This window comes from Archangium violaceum (assembly GCF_016859125.1).
In the GTDB taxonomy this organism is placed as follows: Bacteria; Myxococcota; Myxococcia; order Myxococcales; family Myxococcaceae; genus Archangium; species Archangium violaceum_A.
Genome location: NZ_CP069338.1, coordinates 11,938,818 through 11,959,772 on the forward strand (window position 1 = coordinate 11,938,818; position 20,955 = coordinate 11,959,772).

The window sequence follows — 20,955 nt, forward strand, 5'->3', positions numbered from 1 at the left end:
TCCGGGACATGGCTCGTCCGAGGGGAATGCCGCCGGAGCTGCTCGATGGCCCGGTGGAGGGCGACGGCGGGGATGCGTCCATCGCCCCGGACCCTCTGGACGGGTACGAGCCCACAGGCCTGCGCGGGCCTCGGACGTCCCTCACACCGGAGATGGTGCTCGTCATCGCGCGAGAGATCGCCCGCACGGGGCTCCTCCGCTCCGCTGCTGCGATGGCGGGCACCACCGAGGACTGCCTCGATAAATGGCTGCGGAGGGGAAAGGACGCGGCCGCGCGGAAGAAGCGCAGCCTCTACACCCAGCTCTACATGGAGTGCGAGTACGCCCGAGCTCACCGGCGGGCGTACCTCATCAACCTCGGCGAGCGGTCCATCACGGACCGGCATATGAATCCGCGCTTCGCCACGTGGCTGCTGGCCGTCACGGAGCCGAAGGTCTTCACCGTTCCGCGAGAGGCGAATGCAGCGCAGCAGGGCAATGCGCTCGGCCCAGCCTTCGAGATGGTCACGCCCGAGCAGGCCATGCAGGCCTTGGAGGAGAAGGCCCGGAAGTTCCTCGAGCTGGAGGACAAGCGCGCCGCGATGATCGCCGAGGCCACTGCGGCTGCTGAGCCCGAGCACGCGACCCCCGAGAGTGCGTGATGGTGGCGAGCGCGGCGATACAGCAGTCCGGGGAGGACCTCTACAAGGGCGTCACCCTGCTGTCCTCGGCTACGCAGGGACGCTTCTCGCTCTTCGACCAGCTCGTCCTGAAGCACCGGGCCGCGCGCATCAAGGAGTCCCTCACCCACGCGCTCGGCCTCACGCCCGCCGAGGTGCTCGCCCTGTACTACGAGCCGCGCTACTCGCTGCGGCCGGTCCAGAAGACGCCCTCGGAGGTGTGGCGTACGTGGTTCTTCCTGGGCGGCCGCGGCACTGGGAAGACGCATGCCGGCGCCTCGGCCGTCATCGAGGAGGCCCGCGCCGACCCGAACGCGGTGATGCTCATCGTCGGGCCTACCGACTCAGAGATTCGGAAGAACCAGCTCGAGGGCTCGTCCGGAATCCTCACCCTCTCGCCCCCCTGGTTCCGTCCGGCCCACAAGCGCAGCAAGCGCATGCTGGTATGGCCCAACGGAGCAGTCGCGCACTACGTGCCGGCCCAGGCCGGCCCCGACAAGTTCCGCGGCTACAACGTGTCCTTCGTCTGGGCCGACGAGATCGTGGCCTGGAAGAAGCACCCCGAGGACGTCTACGACCAGTGCCGCACGAAGTGCGCGCGCATCATCACCCCGCGCATGGAGCGACTGGGCCTGCCGGCGCGCGTCGTCATCACCACCACGCCAGCGCCCACCCCGCTCTTCCGGCAAATCCTCAAGGACAAGGACAGGCTCTTCCTCGCGCAGTCCACCACCTTCGACAACGCAGCCAACCTCGATCCGTCCTTCATCCGCCAGGCGCTGGCGCTCGCCAACTCCACGGATGGCCGGCGGGAGTACGGCGGCGAGCTCTTCTTCCCCATGGACGCGACGCTCTACAAACGCGTCAACTGGGACGCCGCCCGCGTGGAGAGCATTGAGACCATCCCAGCGCGCCAGGGTAAGCCGCTCTTCGACAAGGTCGTGGTCAGTGTGGACCCGGCCACCGGCGAGAAGAAGGGCGCGGACCTGCACGGCATCGTCGTGGTGGGGATTCGCGAGGAGGACGACGGCCTGCTGCACACGTACGTACTGCAGGACCTGTCGCTTCAGGAGCCTGAGCCCACGGCCTGGGCGAAAGTCGCCGTGGACGCCGTCCACCGTTGGAAGCACCTGGCGCCGCCGAAGAAGACGTTCGTGTTCGCCGAGACAAACACGGGCGGGTCGATGGTGAAGAGCACCATCCGGGGCGTGGATGCCAAGGTGAAGGTGAAGGGCATGCGCGCCATGCAGTCGAAGGCCGAGCGCGCCGCCCCCGTGACGGCGCAGTGCGAGGCGGGCTTGGTGCACATGGTCGGAAAGCACCACAAGCTGGAGAAACAGCTCTCCGAGTTCACCGGACAGGAAGGCGGCCACGGCCGCGACGACCGGGCGGACGCATTCGCGTGGCCGATCTATCTCTACGTGTGCCCGAAGCGGCAGAACGCTGGAGCAGCTGGCCGAGGTGCGCAGCAGGCCCAGGCTGGCACGGAGGACGAGGACGACGAGTAGGCCGCGCCCTTCTCTCGGGCATGCCCGCTCCTCTCTGCGCTACCGGTTCCGTGCCGCACTGTCGGCCCTGCTGCTCGGCCCTGGGACCGGGCAGCCCGTCATCCACGCAATCCCTATCACCACGTTCCACCCGCGCCGCGACAGCCGCGCCGTGCTCGACGCATACGCGGAGGATGCGTGGTTCCAGGCAGTAGTGGATACGGTGGCCGACCCGCTGGCCGCCACCCGCTTCCGGGTCTTCAAGCCCAACCCGCTCCGCTACCAGCCGGGCTCCTCTCGCGCCAAGGCGGCCCAGGCTTCGGTAAGGGCCATGGCACCGGAACTCCGCGCGAAGTACCTCGCCGACGCGTCCGCCTCTGGCGAGTGGGTGGAGTTGGAAGACCACGAGCTGCTGCGAATCCTCTACGCGCCCCACCCGGACTACCCAGGGCAGTCCTGTCTGAAGCTGCTGGCGGTGTACCGGATGCTCCCTGGCGAGGCCTTCATGTGGCTGCGCCGTTCCGCAACGGGCGCCGTCGTCGGGTACGAGCCCATCCCGCCCCACTGCGTGACGATGACGCCGACACCGCAGGACCCGTACTACTTCGTCTCGTACAACCTGTTCGCTGGGCGTGTGCCAGCCTCGGACATCGTGTGGCTCAAGGGGTTGGATCCACGCAACCCGGCCGGGCGAGGCCTGGGCCGCGGTACCGCCCTGGCTGACGAACTCGACACCAGCGCCGCCATTCAGGCCGCACGCAAGGCCACCTTCAAGCGGGGTGGACTGCCCGCCGCCGTGGTGGGCGTCGACGAGGGGACTGCCGGGGACGATAGGGCGGAGGAGCTCCAGACGGATTACGAGGAACGCTTCACCAAACCGGAGAGCGCCGGACGCGTCTGGTTCGTGAGCGGGAAAGTGACGCTCTCCCAAATCCAACAGGATTTCCGCGCCCTCCAGATGGACGAAGCCGCCGCAGGGCTCGAGCACCTGGCGCGCAAGGTGTTCAACATCCCCCCGGGGATGATGGGCGACTCAGCCGCCGGCACGCGCGCGAGCGCAGAGGAGGAGAAGTACACGCTGGCCGACAGGGCGATAGCGCCGTGGCTCGACAAGCTCGTGGCCGAGCTGAACCACGGGCTCGTCCCGCGCGTCGACCCGGACGCGGTGCTCATCGCGGATGACCCGCGCCCAGAGTCCTGGGAGCGCACCTTCAAGGTTGTGACGTCGGCACCGAACGAAGGCGTCACCTGGAACGAGGTGCGCGCCTTGGGAGGGCTCCCGCCGGACCCGGAGCTCGAAGGGAAGCGCCCGCGCCCGCTGCCTGGGGCCCAGCCCGTGCTCGACACGCCAGCTACCCCCAGCAACCCGCCGCCGCCCCGCAGCGACGCCGAGCGCAGGTAGCCGCCGCTTCTCTTCATCATGCTCATCAGCGGCTGTTACCTGGACAGATTAGGCATTGAGCGCACCTCGGCGGTCGAACGCGTTGATGCTGCTCGCGACCTCTGGGTCATTCACCGCAAGCACCCCGATGGCCGCAAGGCGTGTCGTCAGATGCGCCGCGGTCTCCAGTTGGACCGCGCCCGGCATGGAGTCGCGCTCTACCGGCGCAAAGGGAGGGGCTGGTGGATGTTGAGCGCGATCCCGGTGAATCGCCGCCAAGGCTGGGTGAGGGTCAGATGAGGACCCGAGGCATCACCCTCAAGCGGATGGAGTCTCCGCCGCGGCTCTCTGTTGCGACGGCGGAGGGGCCCGTGTTCGCAATGCTGGACCCGCCAGGCGTTGACGACGCCCACGGCGACACCATGGACGCCGGAGCGCTACGCCTGCCCGAGGGCGTGAACGAGGTGCCCCTCTATTGGGTGCACTCGTACCACGTAGGCATCGTCCCTGATGCCTCGCCAGAGCAGCGCCTGCCCGTGGGCTCCGCCACCGTCTGGGAAGAAGAGGGGCAGTGGTACTTCGTCCCCTGCTTCAACCTCCTCACGGACCTCTCCCAGAAGGTGAAGGGCGCTGTCGACGCGGGCGACATCGCCGCCTGCAGCATTGGGTACCGGACCGTCCGCGCCACGCCCAACGGCAAGGGCCCCGATGGCAAGGGTGAAGACGTTCACGAGGCGAGGCTGCTCGAGGTGAGCCTTGTCGATGTTGGCGCCAAGGCTGGCGCCGTGAGGATCAAGATGGCCGACGAACCGAAGAAGCCCGAGGAGAAGAAGCCGGAGCCACCAGCCGTCGACATGGCGGACCTCTACACGATGGTGAAGGCCATCCACGCGAAGATGTTCCCGCCCGAGAGCGAGGCGAAACCGCCCGAGTCCGAGGGCAAGGCCACCGAGCCGCCCGCGACGAAGGACGACAAACCTCAGACCGACGTGCCCCAGGACGAGAGCGCCAGCGAGAACGAGGCGCCGCCCAGCACGGAGGACGAGGACCCTGTCACGAAATGGCTGCGCAGCCTCGCCGCGTAACCACCCGCCCCTTCTCCACGACGAACGGACACCTCCCTCTCACACGGAGCCGCGTGCAATGTCTCCCAAACCCCAGCCGTCGCCTGCCAACCCCCAGCCCCCTGCCCCGCCGCCTATCCCTCCTGCGGTGGCCGCCGCCATCGAGCCCATCGTGGTGAAGACCGTTGAGGCGGCGATGGCCTCCCGCGCCGCTGCCGCGCCCGCTGCCCCCACGCCCGTGGTGACCGGAGTGCGTGACCTGCAGATGGACCCGCCCGAGGGGCGGCTCTGGCAGGCCCGCGCGGGCGTGGCCATCAAAATCATCTACCTCGACCGGGCCAAGGCCCTCGGTGTGGCGAAGGGTGAGCACTTCCAGCGCCTGGAGCAGTACGTGACCCGCTGCAAGGCAGTGGGTGCTTTCGCCAGCATCTTCGGCCAGGGCGGTGAGCGCCTCCCCGTGGTGGAGTCCGCCGAGATCATCGAATTCCTGAAGGGGCCGTCGCTCCTCGTCAGCCGGCCGGGACTGCGCAAAGCCTCCGGGTACGGCGGCAAGTTCGTGGTCGGCAGGCAGAACGAGCGCGCGGTCGTGTACTGGGCGGCCGAGGGCGAGCCCGTCGAGAAGACGGAGATCAAGCACGGGCTGATGGAGTTGGGTGCGCACAAGGCCGTGGGCCGGGTAGGCCTCTCCAACGATCTGATGCGTCGTGGGGATTCGTCCGCCTCTGCTGACGTCGGCGCCGAGTTGCAGCAGGAGATGGCTCTGCTCTTCGACAAGGCCGGACTCTTCGGGAAGGGCAACAAGCAGCCGCTGGGCATCCTCGAGGAGGTCGAGAAGGAGATGATCTCCGAGGCCACGGGTGCGCTCTCCGATACCGACGCGACCAAGAAGCTGGCTGACCTCGATAGCCTTCCGGCTGCGCTGGAGAAGAAGAAGCACAAGCTGGATGACTCGGCATTCTACTTCATGCCCAGTGACACCTTCTGGCACTTGCGGGGACTGCGGGATGCGTCCGGGTGGGTGTTCGAGGGACTGCGCGACCTGAAGAACCCGACGATCAACGGGTTCCCGGTGGAGAGAAACCCCGAGCTCCTCTTCGGCTGGGAGCACATCGGATTCGGCCTGGCCTCCCAGCTCTACTTCGGCTCGGCCGCCGAGATGGAGATGACGATCGGCGAGAACGCCAGCGACTTCGTCAACGACATGCAGACGCTGCGGGTGGTGGGCTACGCCGACTGGAAGCTGCGGCACACCACCGCCTTCGCGTTCAAGAAGAAGGTCAAGTACTAACCCGGGCACGCCCCGAGAAGGATGAGACGAGAGATGAACTTCATCGTCAGGAACAACATCGGCGCCGTCGTCAAAACGGACAACCTGGCGCTCGCCCCCGCCGCTCGCTCCGCCGGAACGCGCCAGGGCAGCACCTTCGCTCCCGGGCGCTGGGGGTCGGCGGTGCTGGTCGGCCTCACTGGAGCCACCACCGGCACTCCCACGGGCTTCGAAGTCACCTACGAGGTGGAGACGCGGGACGGCAGCGACACCGATAACGAATGGGTGGCGCTGAAGAACATGGACGGGGCCGCCGTGGAGCTCACGGTGATCCAGGCGTCCAAGGCCGTCGAGTTGGACATCGACTTCCAGTACATCCCCGTGGGACACGACGAGCTGCGGGTGGTGGAGACGGTGAGTTTCACCGACGGCACCACCCCCACCGTGGTGACGGGCGCGCTCCTGGTGCTGGGCGGCTCCTCCACCCTGCCCGTCTGACGCAATACCCACGCAGCCCTCCCGGCCGGGGAGCGCCCCTTTTCTGGGGTGTCTCCCCGTCGCCGTTTCTGGAGGCTGCTCATGGACACCCCCTCCCCCACCATCCCCCTCGTCATCGACTTTTCCAGCCCCAACCGCTCCGCCCGCGAGGAGAACGTGCGCGTGGACACGGTGCTCATCCACCACACGGGCAACGTCAATGGGCGGTGGAGCAACCAAAGTGCGCTCACCTGGCTATGCACCAAGGGCAGCATGGTGTCCGCCCACTACCTCATCACCACGGGCGGAATCGTTTACCGACTCGTCCCCGAGGACCTGAAGGCGTGGCATGCGGGCGAGAGCCACATGCCGTGGGAGGAGCCGAAGAAGGGCGAGAGCGTCAACGACCGCTCCATCGGCATCGAGATCGTGAACCCCGGCGATGGCGTCACGCCTTTCACCGAGGCACAGTACAAGGCACTCGCCTGGCTCGTGTCGGACATCGTGCGAAGGCTGGAGTGGGATTGCGCCACATTCATGTACGGCGTCACGGTTGACCTGATTCCCACTGCTCGCGGGCACCGTGGGTACGTCCTCGGCCATCGCGACGTGGCCCCGGGCCGGAAGACGGACCCGGCGGACAACTTTGACTGGACGCGCATCCGCAAGGACCTGGCGTCGCAATACTCGGGGGCGGTGTGATGGCGAGCGAGCTCGACTTCACCACGCTGGCGCGCGCGGCCGCGCGGCTCAAGGTGCCCACCTCGGACGCCGAGCTGCCAGCCCTCATCACCGCGGCGAGCCAGGCCCTGGCGGATTGGCTGGGCTACGAGGCCCACCTGCGCGAGAACGTCCAGGAGACGGTGCCGAGCGAGGGCGGCCGCGTCCTGTTCCTCCGGGCCGGGGCGGTGCGGCGCATCGTGTCCGTCACCGTGGCCGGCGCCGAGGTGCCCGCCAGCGAGTACTTCCTGGAGAGCCCCAGGTACGGGCGCATCCTGAACCGCCGCGGAGGCTGGCCCTTTACCGGGCAGTGGACGGACGGTGTCGCGCCCATGCCGCTCCGTGCCCACGACACGGGAGAGATCGTGGTCACCTACGACGCGGGCTGGCGCACGCCCGGCCAGGAGGCCCTGGCCCTCGCGGCGGACCCGGCGAGCACCCTCACCAGCGACCTGCCGGCGCCGCTCGAGGAAGCCGCGCTCATCACCCTCACGGCGCTGCGCTCGGGCGCAGGGAGAGACCCCAACGTCATCAGCCGGAGCATCGGCGGTGGCTCCGTCACCTGGGCGGCTGACCGCACCGCGGTGCCCGCCCTGGCCCAGCAGCTCGCGCGCCCCCACCACAAGTCCACCCGGAGAAAGCAGTCATGAGCCTCTTCCTCGAGGACATGCGCGAGACGTTTCACCTCCGGCGGTTCCTGCGCATGACGGACAACAACCGTCGCGAGGAGTACGGCCCAGTCGAGCCGCACCCGTGCCGCTGGGCCCCGGGCGCTCGTCGCGTCCAGTCTGCCGAGGGAAAGCAGGTGGTGGCCACTGGCACCCTCTACACCACCGCCGTCATCGCACAGGAGGACCTGGAGAAGGTGCTGATCTGGCTACCGGGGGCGGACCCCGCCGACTACAAGCGCAGCCGCAAGCCCGTGCAGAGCTTCGTCCACAAGGACCTGGAGACCGGCAGCTTCGACCACAGCGAGGTCGTCCTGTGAGGCTCCGGGACATCGAGCTCGACGTGGCCACGCTGCTCGAGGCCGCGGGCCTGGGCACGCTTTCCGGCGACACGCCCACGCTGTACCCGGGCCCCTTCCCCACCAGCGCCCCGGACGAGATGATTGCCATCATCGACGCAGGCGGCGACCCGCCGGAGAAGTACCTCGCCGACACGGGACTCAGCCTCCACCGGGACACGGTGACGGTGCTGGTGCGCGGCACCCGCTCGCCGGGCAGCGACAAGGAGACGGGGGACCGGGCGCGCGCGGCCTGGTCTGCACTGTACGACCTGCAGCCCGACGGATACGTGCGGGTAGAGCCCACCGAGGGCAGACCCACCCGGCAGCCACCAGACGACGAGGGGCGGCCACGGTGGGTCTTCTCCGTGGAGCTGGAGTACCTGAGCGCCAGCGCCCCGGGCGCCGTGGTGCCCCAACTCGCACCGGAAGACGTCCCTCGTCGCTGATGAGCCGCCCCTTCTCAGGGGTATGGCAAGTAACCGGGCATACCGAGCGCGAGTGAAGGTGGAGGTGGATACCTCCGACCTAGAAAGGCTGCGCTCGCAACCCCAAGTCGTCCTTCGCGACCTGGATCGCGCCGTGCTCGATGCGACCCAGCGCGGCATGGATCAGGCAGCATTCAGCGTCCCGCGTGGCGGAGCTCCGAACGATCCGCTCGACCTGGCTGACACCGCTTTTGTCAGCCTTCCGCACCACAACGCGCAGCGCATGTCCACCACCGCAACGGGCGGCTACGCGCACCCGCAGGCTGGACCCATCCATGCGGGCTGGCACTTCGGTGAGCAGACAAAGAATCCCCCGCCCAACTGGCTGCGCAACGCCTTCAAACGCGGTGTGCGCTCGCTGCTGCGCAAGGGCGTGGCAGCTCAGCTGAAGAAGTCCCTGGCTAAGCTCTTCCCCCAGAAGTGAGGCAACCACATGTCTGGCTACATCATCACGCACAAGGTCCCTATTCACGTCACCGCTGAACCCGACGAGGTGCTCTCCGAAGCCAACAAGCTGGAGGCGGGCTCATCCTTCAACATCACCGATGCGACCGAGTTTGAGGAGCTGAAGCACCTCAACTCCGACGGCTACACGGAGAACGTGCCCGTGTGGTCGAATATCACCGGCACCATTGCCGGCACGCGGAAGTCGGACAGTGCCACGCAAGCGGTGATGGAGGCCGCGCGCAAGGCCAAGGAGAGCTTCTTCATTCACGTGGTGGAGAACCCCGCTGCCGTGGCCGGGAGCAAGGGCCAGCGGTTCGAGGTCTTCATCGAGTCCGACGAGAAGAACTACGAGGCCGGCACCACGCTCAAGTTCAACTATCCGCTCAGGTTCAAGGGCGGCCCCGTCCCTTTCTAACCGCAGCACTCTCAATCCCTCACACAGGAGACGTACGCAATGACCGACCTCAAGTCGAAGCTGGGCAATGCCAACTGGCGCAAGTACAAGGACACCACCATCGATGTCGACGGCGAGGAACTCGCGGTCGTCATCCGCCGCGCGCCTCCCGGCGTGGCAGTGCAGGTCCTGGAGGAAGCAAGAAAGACAGGCGACGTCGACGAGGAGAACAATCCCAAGGGCGAGAGCGGTGCGATGCGACTCCTCGCGCGCATGGTGGCCACGGTGCTCTTCGAGCCGGGCGCGGTGCGGCCGCTCTTCGACAGGACGAACGAGGAAGACATCACCACCATCACCACGGCGCCGTGGCTCCTGGACATCTCGGACGACGCGACGGCCGCGCTCGGCGCATCGGGAGCGGTGGTGGAGAAGATGAAGGGAAACTCCGAAGCGACCCCGATCGAGCATTAGAGATCAGGGTCGCGAGAATCCAAGGATGGACGGAGCAGGAGACGGCGGCCCAGTCCTTCGAGTGGATTGCGACCATCGCGGCAGATCACCTGCTCGAGCAAGAGGGCGACGGGATGGACGCCACCAGCGGTCCGCCTGGCGTCACCTCAAGTCCAACCCCGGGACGCAGACGGGTCACCCGTACCACGCAGTACAGCGCGGCGTAGCAGCGCGAGGAGTAGCAACGTGGCTGGAGCTGGCAATGGACCGGGCGGGCTCAAGGTCGGAGACCTCTACGTCTCCGTCACGGCCTCCATCGGCGAGATGGTGAAGACGCTCGGCCAGGTGGTGGACGCCGTCGAAGAGGCTGCGGACCAGATCGAAGAGAACATGAGCAAGGCGGCAGCGGCCCTGGGAGACTTCTCCGAGGGTCTGCTGTCCGTTGCAGGGCTCGCTGCCGCATCCGTCGCGGTGGCGGGCCAGACGTCCTACGCGGCCTCGCAGGAGATCGAGAAGCTCAAGGACGCCACCATGCTGCTCGGCCGGGAGGTGGGGGTAGTCTTCCTCCCGCTCGTCCGAGAGATGACCACGCTCGTCAAGACGGCCATCGCTACGTGGCGGAATCTCTCCGAGACGCAGAAGCAGAACATCGTGGACATGGTGAAGTACTCCGCCATCGTCGGTGGCGTGGGTCTCGCCATGGTGCGGGCGCTCATCTTCACCAAGTCCTTCTTTGAGGGCACGGTGGTGCTCGTCCGCGCTTTGCGTGTCCTGGGCACCAGCATGATGGCCACGAAGGCGGTGACGACGCTCTTCACCGGCTCTGTCGAGAAGGCAGGGTGGGCGCTCGTCTACCTGCGACAGGCAACCGTCGGGCAAGTCTTCGCGCAGATGACTTCGGGACTGACGTCCTTCACCGCCACACTCAAGGAACTACCCTCCGCCACAAAGGGGCTGGGCAGTTCCTTCACGGCGCTGCTGCCGAAGATCGGAGCCGTCGCGCTCCCACTGCTCGCCGTGGCCGCAGCGGTTGGCGCCATCGTCCTCTTTGCAGGGTCGCTCTACAAGAGCTGGGACAACATCGTCTTTCTCTGGAAGGAGAGCACTGCCGACATCGTGGACAAGATGAAGGACCTCGGAGAGAAGGCTGCCGACTTCTTCGGCAAGCTGATGGGCTCCGTGACAGACTTCATCTCGAAGCTCGCCACGGCCATGCTCAACGCCGTCTTCGACAGAGTGAAGGCGGTCGCCAAGTACCTCGAGGCGGTGGCCTGGAGACTTCAGGCCGAAACGCTGGCAAAGAACCTCGCGCAGGTTCAGAACCTCTCAGCCGAGGCCTTCATGAAGAGGCTTGAGGAGGGGGTCGCAGCCATCGGCGGCGTCATCAGCGACACAGCCACTGCCGCCGGCAAGGCCCTTTCGGAGTCAACAAAGACCGCCCGGGAGAACGTGACATACGGCCTGAAGCACAGCCTGGAAGGTGCGGAGATGCTGGGCCGGGAGCTGGTCAAGGCGCTGCACCTCGAGGAACTCTTGGCGCTGAAGGACAAGCTGCTCGGTGCTGTGCCCGAGGTGGGCGACCCCAACTCCGTCACGGTACCCACCGAGATGGAGACGGAGACGGTCGGAGAGGTGGAGAGCGACTACCTCAAGCGCCTGGTCCAGCGAAGCAACGACATCATGGACGCCTATCTCTCCATGTTCGCGAAGCAGGCACTGAGCGCCGCCGGCCTGGTGACGGGGGCGCTCGTGGAGGCCGCGCTGGAGGTGAAGAAGAAGTCGGACGAGATCACCCAGGCCATGCGTGACGCCCGCGACAGTCTCAAGAGCAAGCTGGTGAGCCGCATCGGTGACATCGCCGACATCCTCAACTCTTTCGCTCAGGGCGTGGCCGCGGGCGGGATTTGGGGCGGCGTGATTGCGGTTTTAGCCGACATCCTCACCCGCTCCGAGGGCTTCAGAACGCTCGTTGAGATGATCAACACCCTCATCCAGCTGGTGGCCGACTCGCTAGGGCAGTTGCTCGGCCCCTTGCAGCCGCTGGTGGGCGCCATCGGCTATCTGGTGCAGTCGATTATGGGCGCCCTGACACCCATTCTGCAGTACCTCCTCGAAGCCGTGGATCCGCTCATCCCCGTCCTGGTCGGGCTGGGGGAGGTGTTTGCGGCGCTGCAGCCCGTCTTCCAGATGCTCGCGGGTGTCCTCCAGCTCACGGAGGTGCCCCTGCGGCTGCTCGCCGAGGTGGCCCTGCGGCTCTTCTTCGAGTTGGTGCGCGGGCTGGCCATCGGCATCCTCGAGATTGCCAAGGGCATCGCTGGCGTGTGGAACGGAATCATCAAGGCTGTGCAGCGCGTCTTTCGGGCCCTTGGAGACATTGAGGTGGCCGGCATCAAACCGTTTGACTTCATGAACGACTGGGCGCGCTCCCTCAACGACGCGAAGATATCCACCACCGGGCTCAACGACTCCCTTTCCAAGCTGAAGGACATGACCTGGGACGCGGCTCGGGCAAAGGCTGATGAGACAGCGGAGGTTTTGAAGAATCGCGCGGCATTGGAGAAGGCAAACGAGAGCCTGTCCAATGTGCCCACCACTTGGAAGGTGACGCTTGCTCGCTTCAACGCCCAGAGGGAGCGGGACGGACAGACGAGCCGTGGCCCTCTTCCGGTGGACACGTACGTCACGCCGACGCAGCCGGCGAGCTCGCCCTCTGCCTCTCCCGCTGCGGGCAGCTCGCCAGCATCCTCGGCTCCGTTGGTGGGCGTCGTGAATATTGCCACGCGCGATCTCTTCTCCGGCCTGCAGGACCTGCAAACCAAACTGGGCGATATCGCGTACCGCCACCGAGGCTCGGTGAGCGGGATCCTGGGCGCAGCCAGGCGAATGGGAGGCGACTGACATGGCACTCGTCACACTCAACGGCGTGGAGGTGGAGTGCACCGACTCAGAGTGGGAGCCGGTGCGGTTGGGCGAAGTGGTGCGTAGCATCAACGGCATCCCGCGCTCTACGCAGCTCATCTCAACGAAGCGCAACTTTCGCTTCACCACCGGCCCCCTGCCCGAGGGCGAGGCAGAGGCGCTTAGGGCGCTCATTGACGGCGAGGGCCACGTACTGACCTTCGAGGACAACTCGTCGTCGACGTCGCACCTCTACACCTCTCGGGAGGTTCCCCCTTCGTTTGTAGGCGCTGGTGTGGCGAGGTCCACGGCCGCGCGAAGGAAGGGGTTTGCCGGACTCACCGTCCCGGCCAACCAGTTGGTGGTTTGGAATCTCGGCTTCAGCCTGTACGTGGCTGGAACGTTCATCGGTTGGGTGCGCGAAGGCACGGGCCTGTGGAGGCACGTCATCAACACGGCGGGCCGCCTGTATATCGATGGGGTGGCGAACTCTGACGAGTGGCTCTTCGGGTACATCTCGGGCGATTCGCTGTTCATCGGTGACATTGACGGCCAGGGTGTGGCCACGGCCTACGACGACGTGGTGGCACTGCCATTCGAGGTGCCCGAGTCATGGGTGCCCGGGCTTCACTACTTCCACAGCCTCTTCGCGTGGCCCGGGCCCTCTCAGGTGTATGCCTGGGGTCCCCGCTTCCCCCCCAACGGTCTGCTGTGCGTTGGACAGGCCGGCACTGCGAAGGCAGGCCCACGACTCACCAGCATCTCCGAGCGCTTCGACTTCACCCTCTACGGCACCTGAGCCCGCGCCCCTTTTTCGGGGCATGCGCCCTCTCCTCGAGCAGCAACTGAGGCTTCTCCGCTCGCCCGCGCCCTACTCCATTCGTGGCCGGGTGCGCGTGTTGCTGGGAAGCACCTGGTACGACCTGTCCAACCTCTTCGGCCGCGACTTCCTCGACAGCGTGGACGTGGACGAGGGGCTCGACAACCCCGTGGGGCAGGCCTCGGTGCGCGTCATGCGCGAGCTGCAGGGGCTCAGCCTCGCCCCACTCATGGAGACGTCGCGAGCCAACAACCTACCCGGGAGCTACGCACCGCTCCTGCAGGCAGGGCGGCCCTTCCGCGTGGAGGCGGCGGTGGTGCCGCTGGGCTTCGAGCCGCAGGCCGCTGCCTGGCGCCCCCTGTTCTTCGGCCGAATCGATCGGGTGGACTCCGGCCCGGAGCTCATCACCTTCACGGGCCGGGACATGGCGGGTGTCCTCCAGGACGTATGGGTACCCGAGGGCACGTACGGCAGCGATGGGGGTACCCCGCTGGAGACGGTGTGCAACCAGCTTCTCGTAGCCGCCCAGCTCTCCGACTTCGCCCTGTACACACCCGAGGCCTCGCGGCAGCTGCTCGGCAAGTACAAGCAGGAGCGCCAGCCAGCCATGGATGCCCTGTCGAGTCGGGCGATTGGCCGCGGCTGGGAGGTGCGCTGGAAGCTTCGGCCGGACACCGGGGACTGGGGACTCTGGCTGTGGGGCCCCGACCGAGCAGGGACAACTCCCGTGTGGACGTACGGGCCGAGGGACTACCAGTACCTCGGTGAGTTCACCACCTCGCTGGAGAACGTGCGCACCCGGGTGGAGGTGACGTACTCGGACGAGGAGGACCTGGACGCAGCCGGTCAGCCCAAGCGCAAGACGGTGCCACGGGAGAACGAAGAGGCGACGAAGCGCTATGGGTACATCACCTCCGCAGGCGTCGCGCTCCCGCGGACCATGTGGCTGGCGGAGGCCACGACGAGCGGCATCCGCACCCACGCCGAGGCCGTACGCCTCGCGGAGGCAGGGCTCGCGGACCTCTCCACCGAGGACGTTGGAGCCTTCGTGGAGGTGCGCTTCCATCCTGGCATTGAGCTCGCCGACCTGGTGCAGCTCGCCCCCAACGGCTCCCACTTCACCACGGCCCAGGTGCTGGCGGTGCGCCAGGTGACGCACACCCTCACCAGCACGGACGGGAAGACGCGCCTAGCCGTCAACGGGAAGCCCTCGCTCGGTGCGCGGCAGTGGCTCAACCGCAATGCGGATGGGTACACGGCGCCGACGGTGGCATTCACCGGGCCGGCGCCGCCCTCGGGGCTTGTCGTGACGAACTCGGTGTCGGGCGCAGTGCTGCTCTTCACCGCGCCCAACGTCACCTCCGGGGGCTCCGTACCTGAGGAGTATGAGCTCCACGTTTACACTGCGCCCGGCTCCACGCTCTCCGCGGCGACGTTGAAGGCGGTGAGCAGCTCAACGCGCTTCGACCTGACGGGACTCGCGGCCGGGGTCCCCTGCTACGCTCGGGTCCGCTCGCGGGACAGAAAGGGCAATGTCGGCCTGCCCTCCGACGAGGTTGCGCTAACGCCCAGGTACGTGGAACCTCGACTGCTCCAGCCACTCGTGTCCCTGGCCCAGTCGCTGCTGCTCAACAGCGACTTCGAGGCCGCCAATGACGTAGGGGCTCCACCGGATGCATGGACCATGGCTGCTGGCACCTGGGGCACGGACATCACACTGTCCAGCGACGCCTATACAGGCGCTCGATCGGTGGTGCTTGTGAACAACGGAGGAGCGCTGGTGTCTGGAGCCGTCAGCGTGCGCCCTGGAGGGCGCTACTCCATCGACATGGCGGCGAAGGTGGCAAGTACCCTGGCCGGGTTGCTGGTGAATGTGGACTGGCTGAGTGCGACCCTGGCCACAATCGACAGCTCCAATCCGCAATCCGCCGATATCGCGGCCAACACGTGGGGGTACGTGCGAACGGTGGTGGTAGCTCCCGCAGGGGCGCGATACGCGAGAGTGCGTCTCTTCAAACCGAACGGGAACGGGGCTCTCGCATGGGTGGACTCCGTTGTGTTCGCACAGGTTGATAGCGTCGAGGAGACCCCAACCTCTGTATCCACCATCAACGGCTACCAGAACGGTTGGACAGCCTACGCAACCAACGGCAGTGGGGCCTGTTACTATCGTGACGGTGCTGGACGCGTGCACATTGAGGGGATGATTCGTGGAGGCATCGGCAACACCGTCGCATTCACCCTCCCCTCTGGATACCGCCCACCTGTAACCCGCCCTTTTCCACTCGTCTGCAGCGACGGACCGGGATGGGCAGAGGTCTCATCGAACGGCGACGTGCGGATTGTCTCTGGTTCCGCTACGTGGACGAGCCTCTGCGGTATCAGCTTCCGGGCTGCATGAGGTGCCGAACACAGAAAAGACACGTCGCGGCTCACTCAAGAGCGGAAATGACGGCCTGCCGCTCTGCGTCCGTCGCCCCCCAAACAGAGAAGAGGATGCGACCCAATTGGATGTGCGTCTCTGCCCCAAGGGGGACATCCGCAAATGCTTGACGATAACGCGATGCGGCCTTTGCTGTGTGGAACTGTATCACGCTGACCCGGACTCCATTGATGGTTCTGTAACCATATGCTCGAGGGGCGACAATTTGCTCCTTGTGCTCAGTCTTGCATAGCAACAGCACGCCTCTCGATGCGGCATAGACCTCTGCCTCCTCGATGAGGGTTACGCGATCCGGAGCAGCGGGCCGCACGCCCCCTTGAAGAGCAGCAGCGGCGCTGCCCGGATCACACGCCGCGCCCTCGCTGTGCGGTGACTGCACAGCATCAGACGCTGGAGTGCTGGACGTGTCAGGCGAAGGCGCAACGTTGGTAGCAACCGGGGTCGGCTGGGGTGCCGCGCTTGTCGCGCGCACCGCCTCAAGCTGCCGTCGCACCTCATCGAGCTCTTCTTCGGCCTTGCGGCGCGCCGCCTCCGCCGCCTTGGCCTCATCCTCTGCCTTGCGCTGAGCCGCCTCGGCTACCCGCTTGGCCTCTTCAGAGTTCCGCTGGGCGGCACGGAGGGCATCTCGCTCAGCAAGCGATGCGGGAGCCGCGCAGTGATACTCCGTCCTCATCGCCGGGACGATTCCAAACGTGACGACGCCGAGCAGCCAGCCCCAGAAAGGCATGTGCGTCTCTACCTTGGCGACTCCATAGGTGCACAACCGGGCATCTGCCGTCACGGTCGTCAGCCCGACGAAGCTCACACCGCTGTCTGAGCCCCGTTGTCCCGAGCGCGCAGCGGGCGAATCCACGACCACTCGGTAGCAACCCGTCAACAGGCACATCATCAGGACGCACGTGGTTCGAAGCACTGGTCCCCTCCTGGCGGGGACCCTATCTGCCTGGCCAAGTGCGTCACAAGCTCGCGCACTGGGCGCAGTCGACACCCCAGCGCTTCCCGCCGCCCTGGGCGCCCCTGTCCTCGAGGAGACGGAGACGGCCAGAGCCGGCCGCCACGGCCTGGCCACAGCGACATGTCCCCGCCCGGCGATTGGGGCGGTGGCGCGCGGGCGCCGTGGAACACTGGGGCTCGGGATGGGCCAGGCCCAGCTCGGAGGTGAAGTCCGCCTCCTCGCCCTTGCGGACGAGCTTTCCGCAGGCCCGGCAGGTACCGTCCCTCTGGGCAATGATGATCGGCACGTCAGGCCGCCTCGCGGAGCAACTCGTTGAGCTCGCCCCGGGAGGCTGCCTCGGCGCACCCCGAGACGACGGTGCTGGGTGGCCGGGCGTTGGAGTCCACCACGTGCCGGGCGTAGTCGTCCGCCAGCTCGGCAGCGGCGGCGGACATGAAGGCCCCCGCCCAGCGGTACCCGCGCATCCTGTCCGGCTCCTTCACGGAGAGGAACGTCGCCTTGGCACCGCTCGGCCAGCGCACCTCCTGGTAGGCGGGGTGCCACGTCACGCCCGCGCTCTTCAGCAGGGTGGCCACCGCGAAGCCGGTGAGCCGGGCGCTCTCCCTGGACGAGGCCACGAAGCCGAGCCGCGTGTCCGGGTCGGACACCGCCATCCCCAGCATCATCGCGGCCACCTCTCGAATCGACATGTTCATACCGCCCTCCTCATGTCTTCTCGAAGGGTCGCCAGCCCGCGTTCCCGGGCGGCCAGCAACTCCTGGAGGGAGCACTTGAGGCGACGGGCGAGCTCGGCATCGGAGAGATGCACCCGGGACAGGCCCAGGGGGACGGCCACGGCCAGGCGCTCGCGCTGGGGGAGGCGTCGGAGAGCGGCCACCGCGGCGGAGCCCAGCTCGAGCTGCCGCATCTCCTCCGCCTGCTCCTCGTCCCGCTCGTCGGCGAGCAACTCGGCCTCGCGCTCGTCGGCGCGGGTGGCCCCCAGGGTGAGCCCGAGCGTGGTGGCGTGGTCCGCCCCCTCCGTCTTCAGGGCCTCCTCGTACGTCACCTCCGGCTCGCGATTCATGCGCCGGCGCGCGCGGGCGGCGAGCTTGCGGCCCCAGTGGGTGGGGCCGATCAGCTTGCCGTCCTCGAGGACGTTCCCCAGGTGCTGCCGGACGGCCTTCTTTACGTACGCCGGGTAGAGGGTACGGCCCGGCCCGGCCCACCCGGGGGTGAAGCCCTTCCACAGCTTCTGAGCGCGGAGGAGGGCCTCCTGCATCAGGTCGTCCCTGTCCAGGTGGGTGCGCTCGTGGTGGGACAGGGCGTGCTCCACCTCGCCCCTGAGGAAGGGGGTGAGCAGTTGCAGCAGCAGGGCCTCGGCGGCGCGCTGGCGGCGGCCACCCTTCGCCGCGGAGCGCACCTCGGAGAGGGCCGTCTCCATGGCCTCGGCGAGCTCCGGCGTGAGGAGGCTGTCACTCCTTGAGCGGCGGAAGGGCAACACCCGTTGTCGGGTGTCCACCCCGGGGAGGGTGCGCTGGCGCAGGTGGGGCCGATGGGCCCGCTCCCTGCGCTGCACCTGGCGCGTGGGGACGGAGATCGGCAGGGACAGCTGGGTGGGAGACTCCAGCGCCTGCGGCCGCGCTGTCCTCACGCGAGAGGACGCGGGCGGTGTGGCTCGGGACAGGGACGGAGCGGGACAGGCCATTCCCTATCCGTGCCACAGGCGCGAAAAAGTGCACGGAGTTGGCCAAGGGCGCTTCCCAGCTACGGCACAGCGGGAGCCGGGAGTCCCCAGTCGCGGGCCAGCGCGAGCACCTGCGCGCGGAAGTTCTCGAAGGCGCAGCCCAGCGCCACGCGCTCGTCCGCCAGTTGCTCAGCCCAGTCGAGTTCCACCGCGGCCTCGCCGGTGGAATCCCGCTGGAGCAGGCGTCGCTTGCGCCGCTTCGCCACGGCCCGCTTCCGGCTGGGTGCCCTCGCCAGCTCCTTGCACCGGGCGCACTTGGAGGGCAGCGGACCGCCCCCTGTCTTCACCTTGAGGGTGGCGCCACATCCGCACGAAACGGTGGTGGGCCGCACCATCTTCCTTGCGCAGTTCATCGAGGACTCCGAGGGCGGTGGGTGGCGGACGAGAGGCGCGCCTGCTGGCGCTGCTTCAGGAGGCGGTTGCGGTTGCGGGTGGCTCGGGCCTTCGCCGCGCGCTGCTCGCGGGCGTGGCGGTGAGCCTGGGCCTCCTCGGGGGTGGCAACGGCGTCGGCCTCGAGCAGGACTTCCACGCGCGGGTTCTTCGCGTCGTCGAGTCGGTACCCGTGGTCCTCGGACACCTGGTCGTCGTCCAGGAAGGCCCAGCCCTGGAGCGCGTCGAGCAGCACCTTGCGCAGGTTGTCCAGGTCCCCCACCCTGCGCGGGCGGTAGGCCCGGAGGGTGAGGCGGACGGGCCCCTTCAACGGCTGCACTCCGTTGGCCTTGGCGAGTTGGGCGACGGCTGCCTTGTACCGGCGCGCCTCGTCCGAGGGCACCAGCCCCCGGCCACGGGCGGGCTTCCAGTACGTGTTGGCGCTGGGTGGGTACGGCAGGGTGAGGCGTATCTGCGTCATGGGTATTCGTCCTCCACCCAGGCAGAAAAGGCGTCCGTCACGTGCGCCAGGTCGCGCAGGCTCCGCGGGCCCGTGTCCTCGCGAGCTGGCCGCCGGGGCTTCGGCTCCGGGCGGGCCCGAGGCGGGGGCGGCGTAAGCTCGAAGGCGACCGAGGCCGCGGTGGCGCGCTGCTGCTGGGACTCCCACTTCGCCAGCGTCACCGCGAGGTGCAGGACGCACAGGGCCTGGGGCCGGGAAAGCCCGCCCTCGTCGCTCCAGGCGAGCCTCTTCTCCGCGCAAGCCCGGGCGCCCGTGAGGTGCTGGCGGAGTTCCATGGCGCAGGGGGCCAGTCCCGCCCCGAGCGGGGGCATGGTGTCGGGGGCGCCGGCCCACAGCGCGCGGGCTTCCTCGACGCGCCGGAGGCATTCGGCGAGGACGGTCACCCAGGGCGGCACGTAGGTGCCCGGCGAGGGCCGAGCGCGAGCTGCATCCAGGCGCGCCTCGACGCTCGCCCCCGGGCCCGAGGCCAGGGCCTGCGGGATGGACGGCCACCCGTGGACCACCCGCTCTCGAGCGAGTTGCAGCACGGCCAGCACCTGCGTGACGAGCAGCGTGGCCGGAATGGCAGCGCAGCTCATGGCGCACCTCTCGCCCGGCGCTCACGAGCCCAGGCCGCGGCCTCGGTGTACGGGCGCCCCTGCTCAACCAGGGCCGTCCACGTCGCCGAGCAGTTGCACTGGTAGCCGAGCCACACGCGCCCCTGAGTCCCGCCGCCGTACTCGGCGCCCTGCCCTGCCCTGCCGCAGGCCTCGCACACGCCCGAGCTGCCCTGGCTCACCCCGTCGCTGGCGCGCGAAGGGCTGGCCTTCGCCCCGCTGTCGGCCGACTGGGCGCAGTCGTTCCAGCGCTTGACCAGGTCCGCGAGCGAGCGCACCCGGGGGAAGCCCTGGTTGGCCAGGCCAATCCTCCAGCGACGAAGCACCTCGGCGGGCCCGTCCGCCCCGGCGGCCGCGAGGAGTTCGTTCACGGCCCGCTCGTCCCGGCGCATGTCCCACCGGTACGGCGCGCCGAGCGCGGCCTGGAAGGCCCCCCGCAGCTGGCTGGGCAGGTCCTCCCCGGGCGCAGGCGGGCCGGACTCGAAGGGCAGCAGGTTCGTCTCGTCCTGGACTTCGGCCACCGGCGGCGAGACTGCGGCGACGGCGAGCGTGCGCGCGGCCTCGGGCCTTGCCCGGCGCACCGGGGACGGAGGCGCCAGTGGTACGACATTGCCCGACCCTTCGCCACCGGAAGGGGTTTCCCCCTTCGCGGAACGCGAGGGGGGACCTAAGGGGGGAGTAGTTATATGCGTCTGCGTCTGCGTCTTGGCATCGCCGGGCATCGTTGAGCATTGCTCGGGCATGCTCGGGCATGCTGGAGCATCGTTGGGCATTGCTCGGGCTTTGCTCCA

The 20,955-nt window shown here is 67.9% G+C and carries 24 protein-coding genes; 16 read left to right on the forward strand and 8 right to left on the reverse strand.

The features are described 5' to 3' along the window. The first annotated feature begins 8 nt into the window (after positions 1–8). From JQX13_RS50335 to JQX13_RS50410, 16 genes are all read left to right on the forward strand, one after another. Entirely contained in the window at positions 9–641 is a 633-nt protein-coding gene (locus JQX13_RS50335; RefSeq protein WP_203406492.1) for a hypothetical protein, read from the forward strand. Further along, the gene (locus JQX13_RS50340; protein WP_239015528.1) at positions 641–2,167 is read left to right on the forward strand and encodes a terminase large subunit domain-containing protein; all 1,527 of its coding nucleotides are present in this window, start codon (positions 641–643) and stop codon (positions 2,165–2,167) included. The genes JQX13_RS50335 and JQX13_RS50340 overlap by 1 nt, the downstream gene beginning before the upstream one ends. A 151-nt stretch (positions 2,168–2,318) precedes the next feature. Beyond that, a complete protein-coding gene (locus tag JQX13_RS50345) occupies positions 2,319–3,548 on the forward strand; it encodes a phage portal protein (RefSeq protein ID WP_203406493.1) in 1,230 nt (409 codons plus the stop codon). A 359-nt stretch (positions 3,549–3,907) separates the two neighbouring features. Further along, positions 3,908–4,612, forward strand: a complete 705-nt coding sequence (locus JQX13_RS50350; protein WP_239015443.1) for an HK97 family phage prohead protease — start codon at positions 3,908–3,910, stop codon at positions 4,610–4,612. Positions 4,613–4,763: 151 nt separating this feature from the next. Continuing rightward, a complete protein-coding gene (locus tag JQX13_RS50355) occupies positions 4,764–5,879 on the forward strand; it encodes a phage major capsid protein (RefSeq protein ID WP_203404476.1) in 1,116 nt (371 codons plus the stop codon). Positions 5,880–5,912: 33 nt separating this feature from the next. After that, complete coding sequence (locus JQX13_RS50360) at positions 5,913–6,356, forward strand: hypothetical protein (protein ID WP_203404475.1); 444 nt, start codon at positions 5,913–5,915, stop codon at positions 6,354–6,356. Between the two features lie 81 nt (positions 6,357–6,437). Continuing rightward, a complete protein-coding gene (locus JQX13_RS50365; protein WP_203406494.1) occupies positions 6,438–7,037 on the forward strand; it encodes an N-acetylmuramoyl-L-alanine amidase in 600 nt (199 codons plus the stop codon). Then, positions 7,037–7,705 (forward strand): hypothetical protein, encoded by a 669-nt coding sequence (locus tag JQX13_RS50370; protein ID WP_203406495.1) that lies wholly within the window; start codon positions 7,037–7,039, stop codon positions 7,703–7,705. Before JQX13_RS50365 ends, JQX13_RS50370 begins: the two co-directional genes overlap by 1 nt. Next, positions 7,702–8,043: a hypothetical protein gene (locus JQX13_RS50375; RefSeq protein ID WP_203404472.1), complete on the forward strand. Its 342-nt coding sequence runs from the start codon at positions 7,702–7,704 to the stop codon at positions 8,041–8,043. Before JQX13_RS50370 ends, JQX13_RS50375 begins: the two co-directional genes overlap by 4 nt. Next, positions 8,040–8,510 carry a phage tail terminator protein gene (locus JQX13_RS50380; protein WP_203406496.1) on the forward strand — a complete coding sequence of 157 codons (471 nt, stop codon included), beginning with the start codon at positions 8,040–8,042 and terminating at the stop codon, positions 8,508–8,510. The genes JQX13_RS50375 and JQX13_RS50380 overlap by 4 nt, the downstream gene beginning before the upstream one ends. A gap of 52 nt (positions 8,511–8,562) precedes the next feature. Next, a complete protein-coding gene (locus JQX13_RS50385; protein WP_239014355.1) occupies positions 8,563–8,973 on the forward strand; it encodes a hypothetical protein in 411 nt (136 codons plus the stop codon). Between the two features lie 9 nt (positions 8,974–8,982). Beyond that, a complete protein-coding gene (locus JQX13_RS50390; protein ID WP_203406498.1) occupies positions 8,983–9,411 on the forward strand; it encodes a hypothetical protein in 429 nt (142 codons plus the stop codon). A 39-nt stretch (positions 9,412–9,450) separates the two neighbouring features. Next, entirely contained in the window at positions 9,451–9,861 is a 411-nt protein-coding gene (locus JQX13_RS50395) for a hypothetical protein (RefSeq protein ID WP_203406499.1), read from the forward strand. 225 nt (positions 9,862–10,086) lie between these two features. Further along, positions 10,087–12,738 (forward strand): hypothetical protein, encoded by a 2,652-nt coding sequence (locus JQX13_RS50400; RefSeq protein WP_203406500.1) that lies wholly within the window; start codon positions 10,087–10,089, stop codon positions 12,736–12,738. A 1-nt stretch (position 12,739) separates the two neighbouring features. Beyond that, positions 12,740–13,537 carry a hypothetical protein gene (locus tag JQX13_RS50405; protein WP_203406501.1) on the forward strand — a complete coding sequence of 266 codons (798 nt, stop codon included), beginning with the start codon at positions 12,740–12,742 and terminating at the stop codon, positions 13,535–13,537. A gap of 22 nt (positions 13,538–13,559) precedes the next feature. After that, positions 13,560–15,959: a fibronectin type III domain-containing protein gene (locus JQX13_RS50410; RefSeq protein ID WP_203406502.1), complete on the forward strand. Its 2,400-nt coding sequence runs from the start codon at positions 13,560–13,562 to the stop codon at positions 15,957–15,959. 31 nt (positions 15,960–15,990) lie between these two features. Here JQX13_RS50410 and JQX13_RS50415 read toward each other — a convergent pair whose 3' ends face one another. The 8 genes from JQX13_RS50415 to JQX13_RS50450 form a co-directional block, all read right to left on the reverse strand. Then, the gene (locus JQX13_RS50415; protein ID WP_203406503.1) at positions 15,991–16,806 is read right to left on the reverse strand and encodes a hypothetical protein; all 816 of its coding nucleotides are present in this window, start codon (positions 16,804–16,806) and stop codon (positions 15,991–15,993) included. Between the two features lie 151 nt (positions 16,807–16,957). Continuing rightward, positions 16,958–17,242 (reverse strand): hypothetical protein, encoded by a 285-nt coding sequence (locus JQX13_RS50420; RefSeq protein WP_203406504.1) that lies wholly within the window; start codon positions 17,240–17,242, stop codon positions 16,958–16,960. A 1-nt stretch (position 17,243) separates the two neighbouring features. Then, positions 17,244–17,645 (reverse strand): hypothetical protein, encoded by a 402-nt coding sequence (locus JQX13_RS50425; RefSeq protein ID WP_203406505.1) that lies wholly within the window; start codon positions 17,643–17,645, stop codon positions 17,244–17,246. Positions 17,646–17,647: 2 nt separating this feature from the next. Then, positions 17,648–18,640 carry a hypothetical protein gene (locus JQX13_RS50430; RefSeq protein ID WP_239014356.1) on the reverse strand — a complete coding sequence of 331 codons (993 nt, stop codon included), beginning with the start codon at positions 18,638–18,640 and terminating at the stop codon, positions 17,648–17,650. A 59-nt stretch (positions 18,641–18,699) separates the two neighbouring features. After that, on the reverse strand, positions 18,700–19,032 hold the full coding sequence (locus JQX13_RS50435) for a hypothetical protein (RefSeq protein WP_203406506.1): 333 nt from the start codon (positions 19,030–19,032) through the stop codon (positions 18,700–18,702). Further along, positions 19,029–19,529, reverse strand: coding sequence for a RusA family crossover junction endodeoxyribonuclease (locus JQX13_RS50440; RefSeq protein WP_203406507.1), 501 nt, complete (start codon positions 19,527–19,529; stop codon positions 19,029–19,031). The genes JQX13_RS50435 and JQX13_RS50440 overlap by 4 nt, the downstream gene beginning before the upstream one ends. Continuing rightward, complete coding sequence (locus JQX13_RS50445; RefSeq protein ID WP_203406508.1) at positions 19,526–20,146, reverse strand: hypothetical protein; 621 nt, start codon at positions 20,144–20,146, stop codon at positions 19,526–19,528. The genes JQX13_RS50440 and JQX13_RS50445 overlap by 4 nt, the downstream gene beginning before the upstream one ends. Continuing rightward, entirely contained in the window at positions 20,143–20,745 is a 603-nt protein-coding gene (locus JQX13_RS50450) for a hypothetical protein (RefSeq protein ID WP_203406509.1), read from the reverse strand. The genes JQX13_RS50445 and JQX13_RS50450 overlap by 4 nt, the downstream gene beginning before the upstream one ends. Between the last annotated feature and the right edge of the window lie 210 nt (positions 20,746–20,955).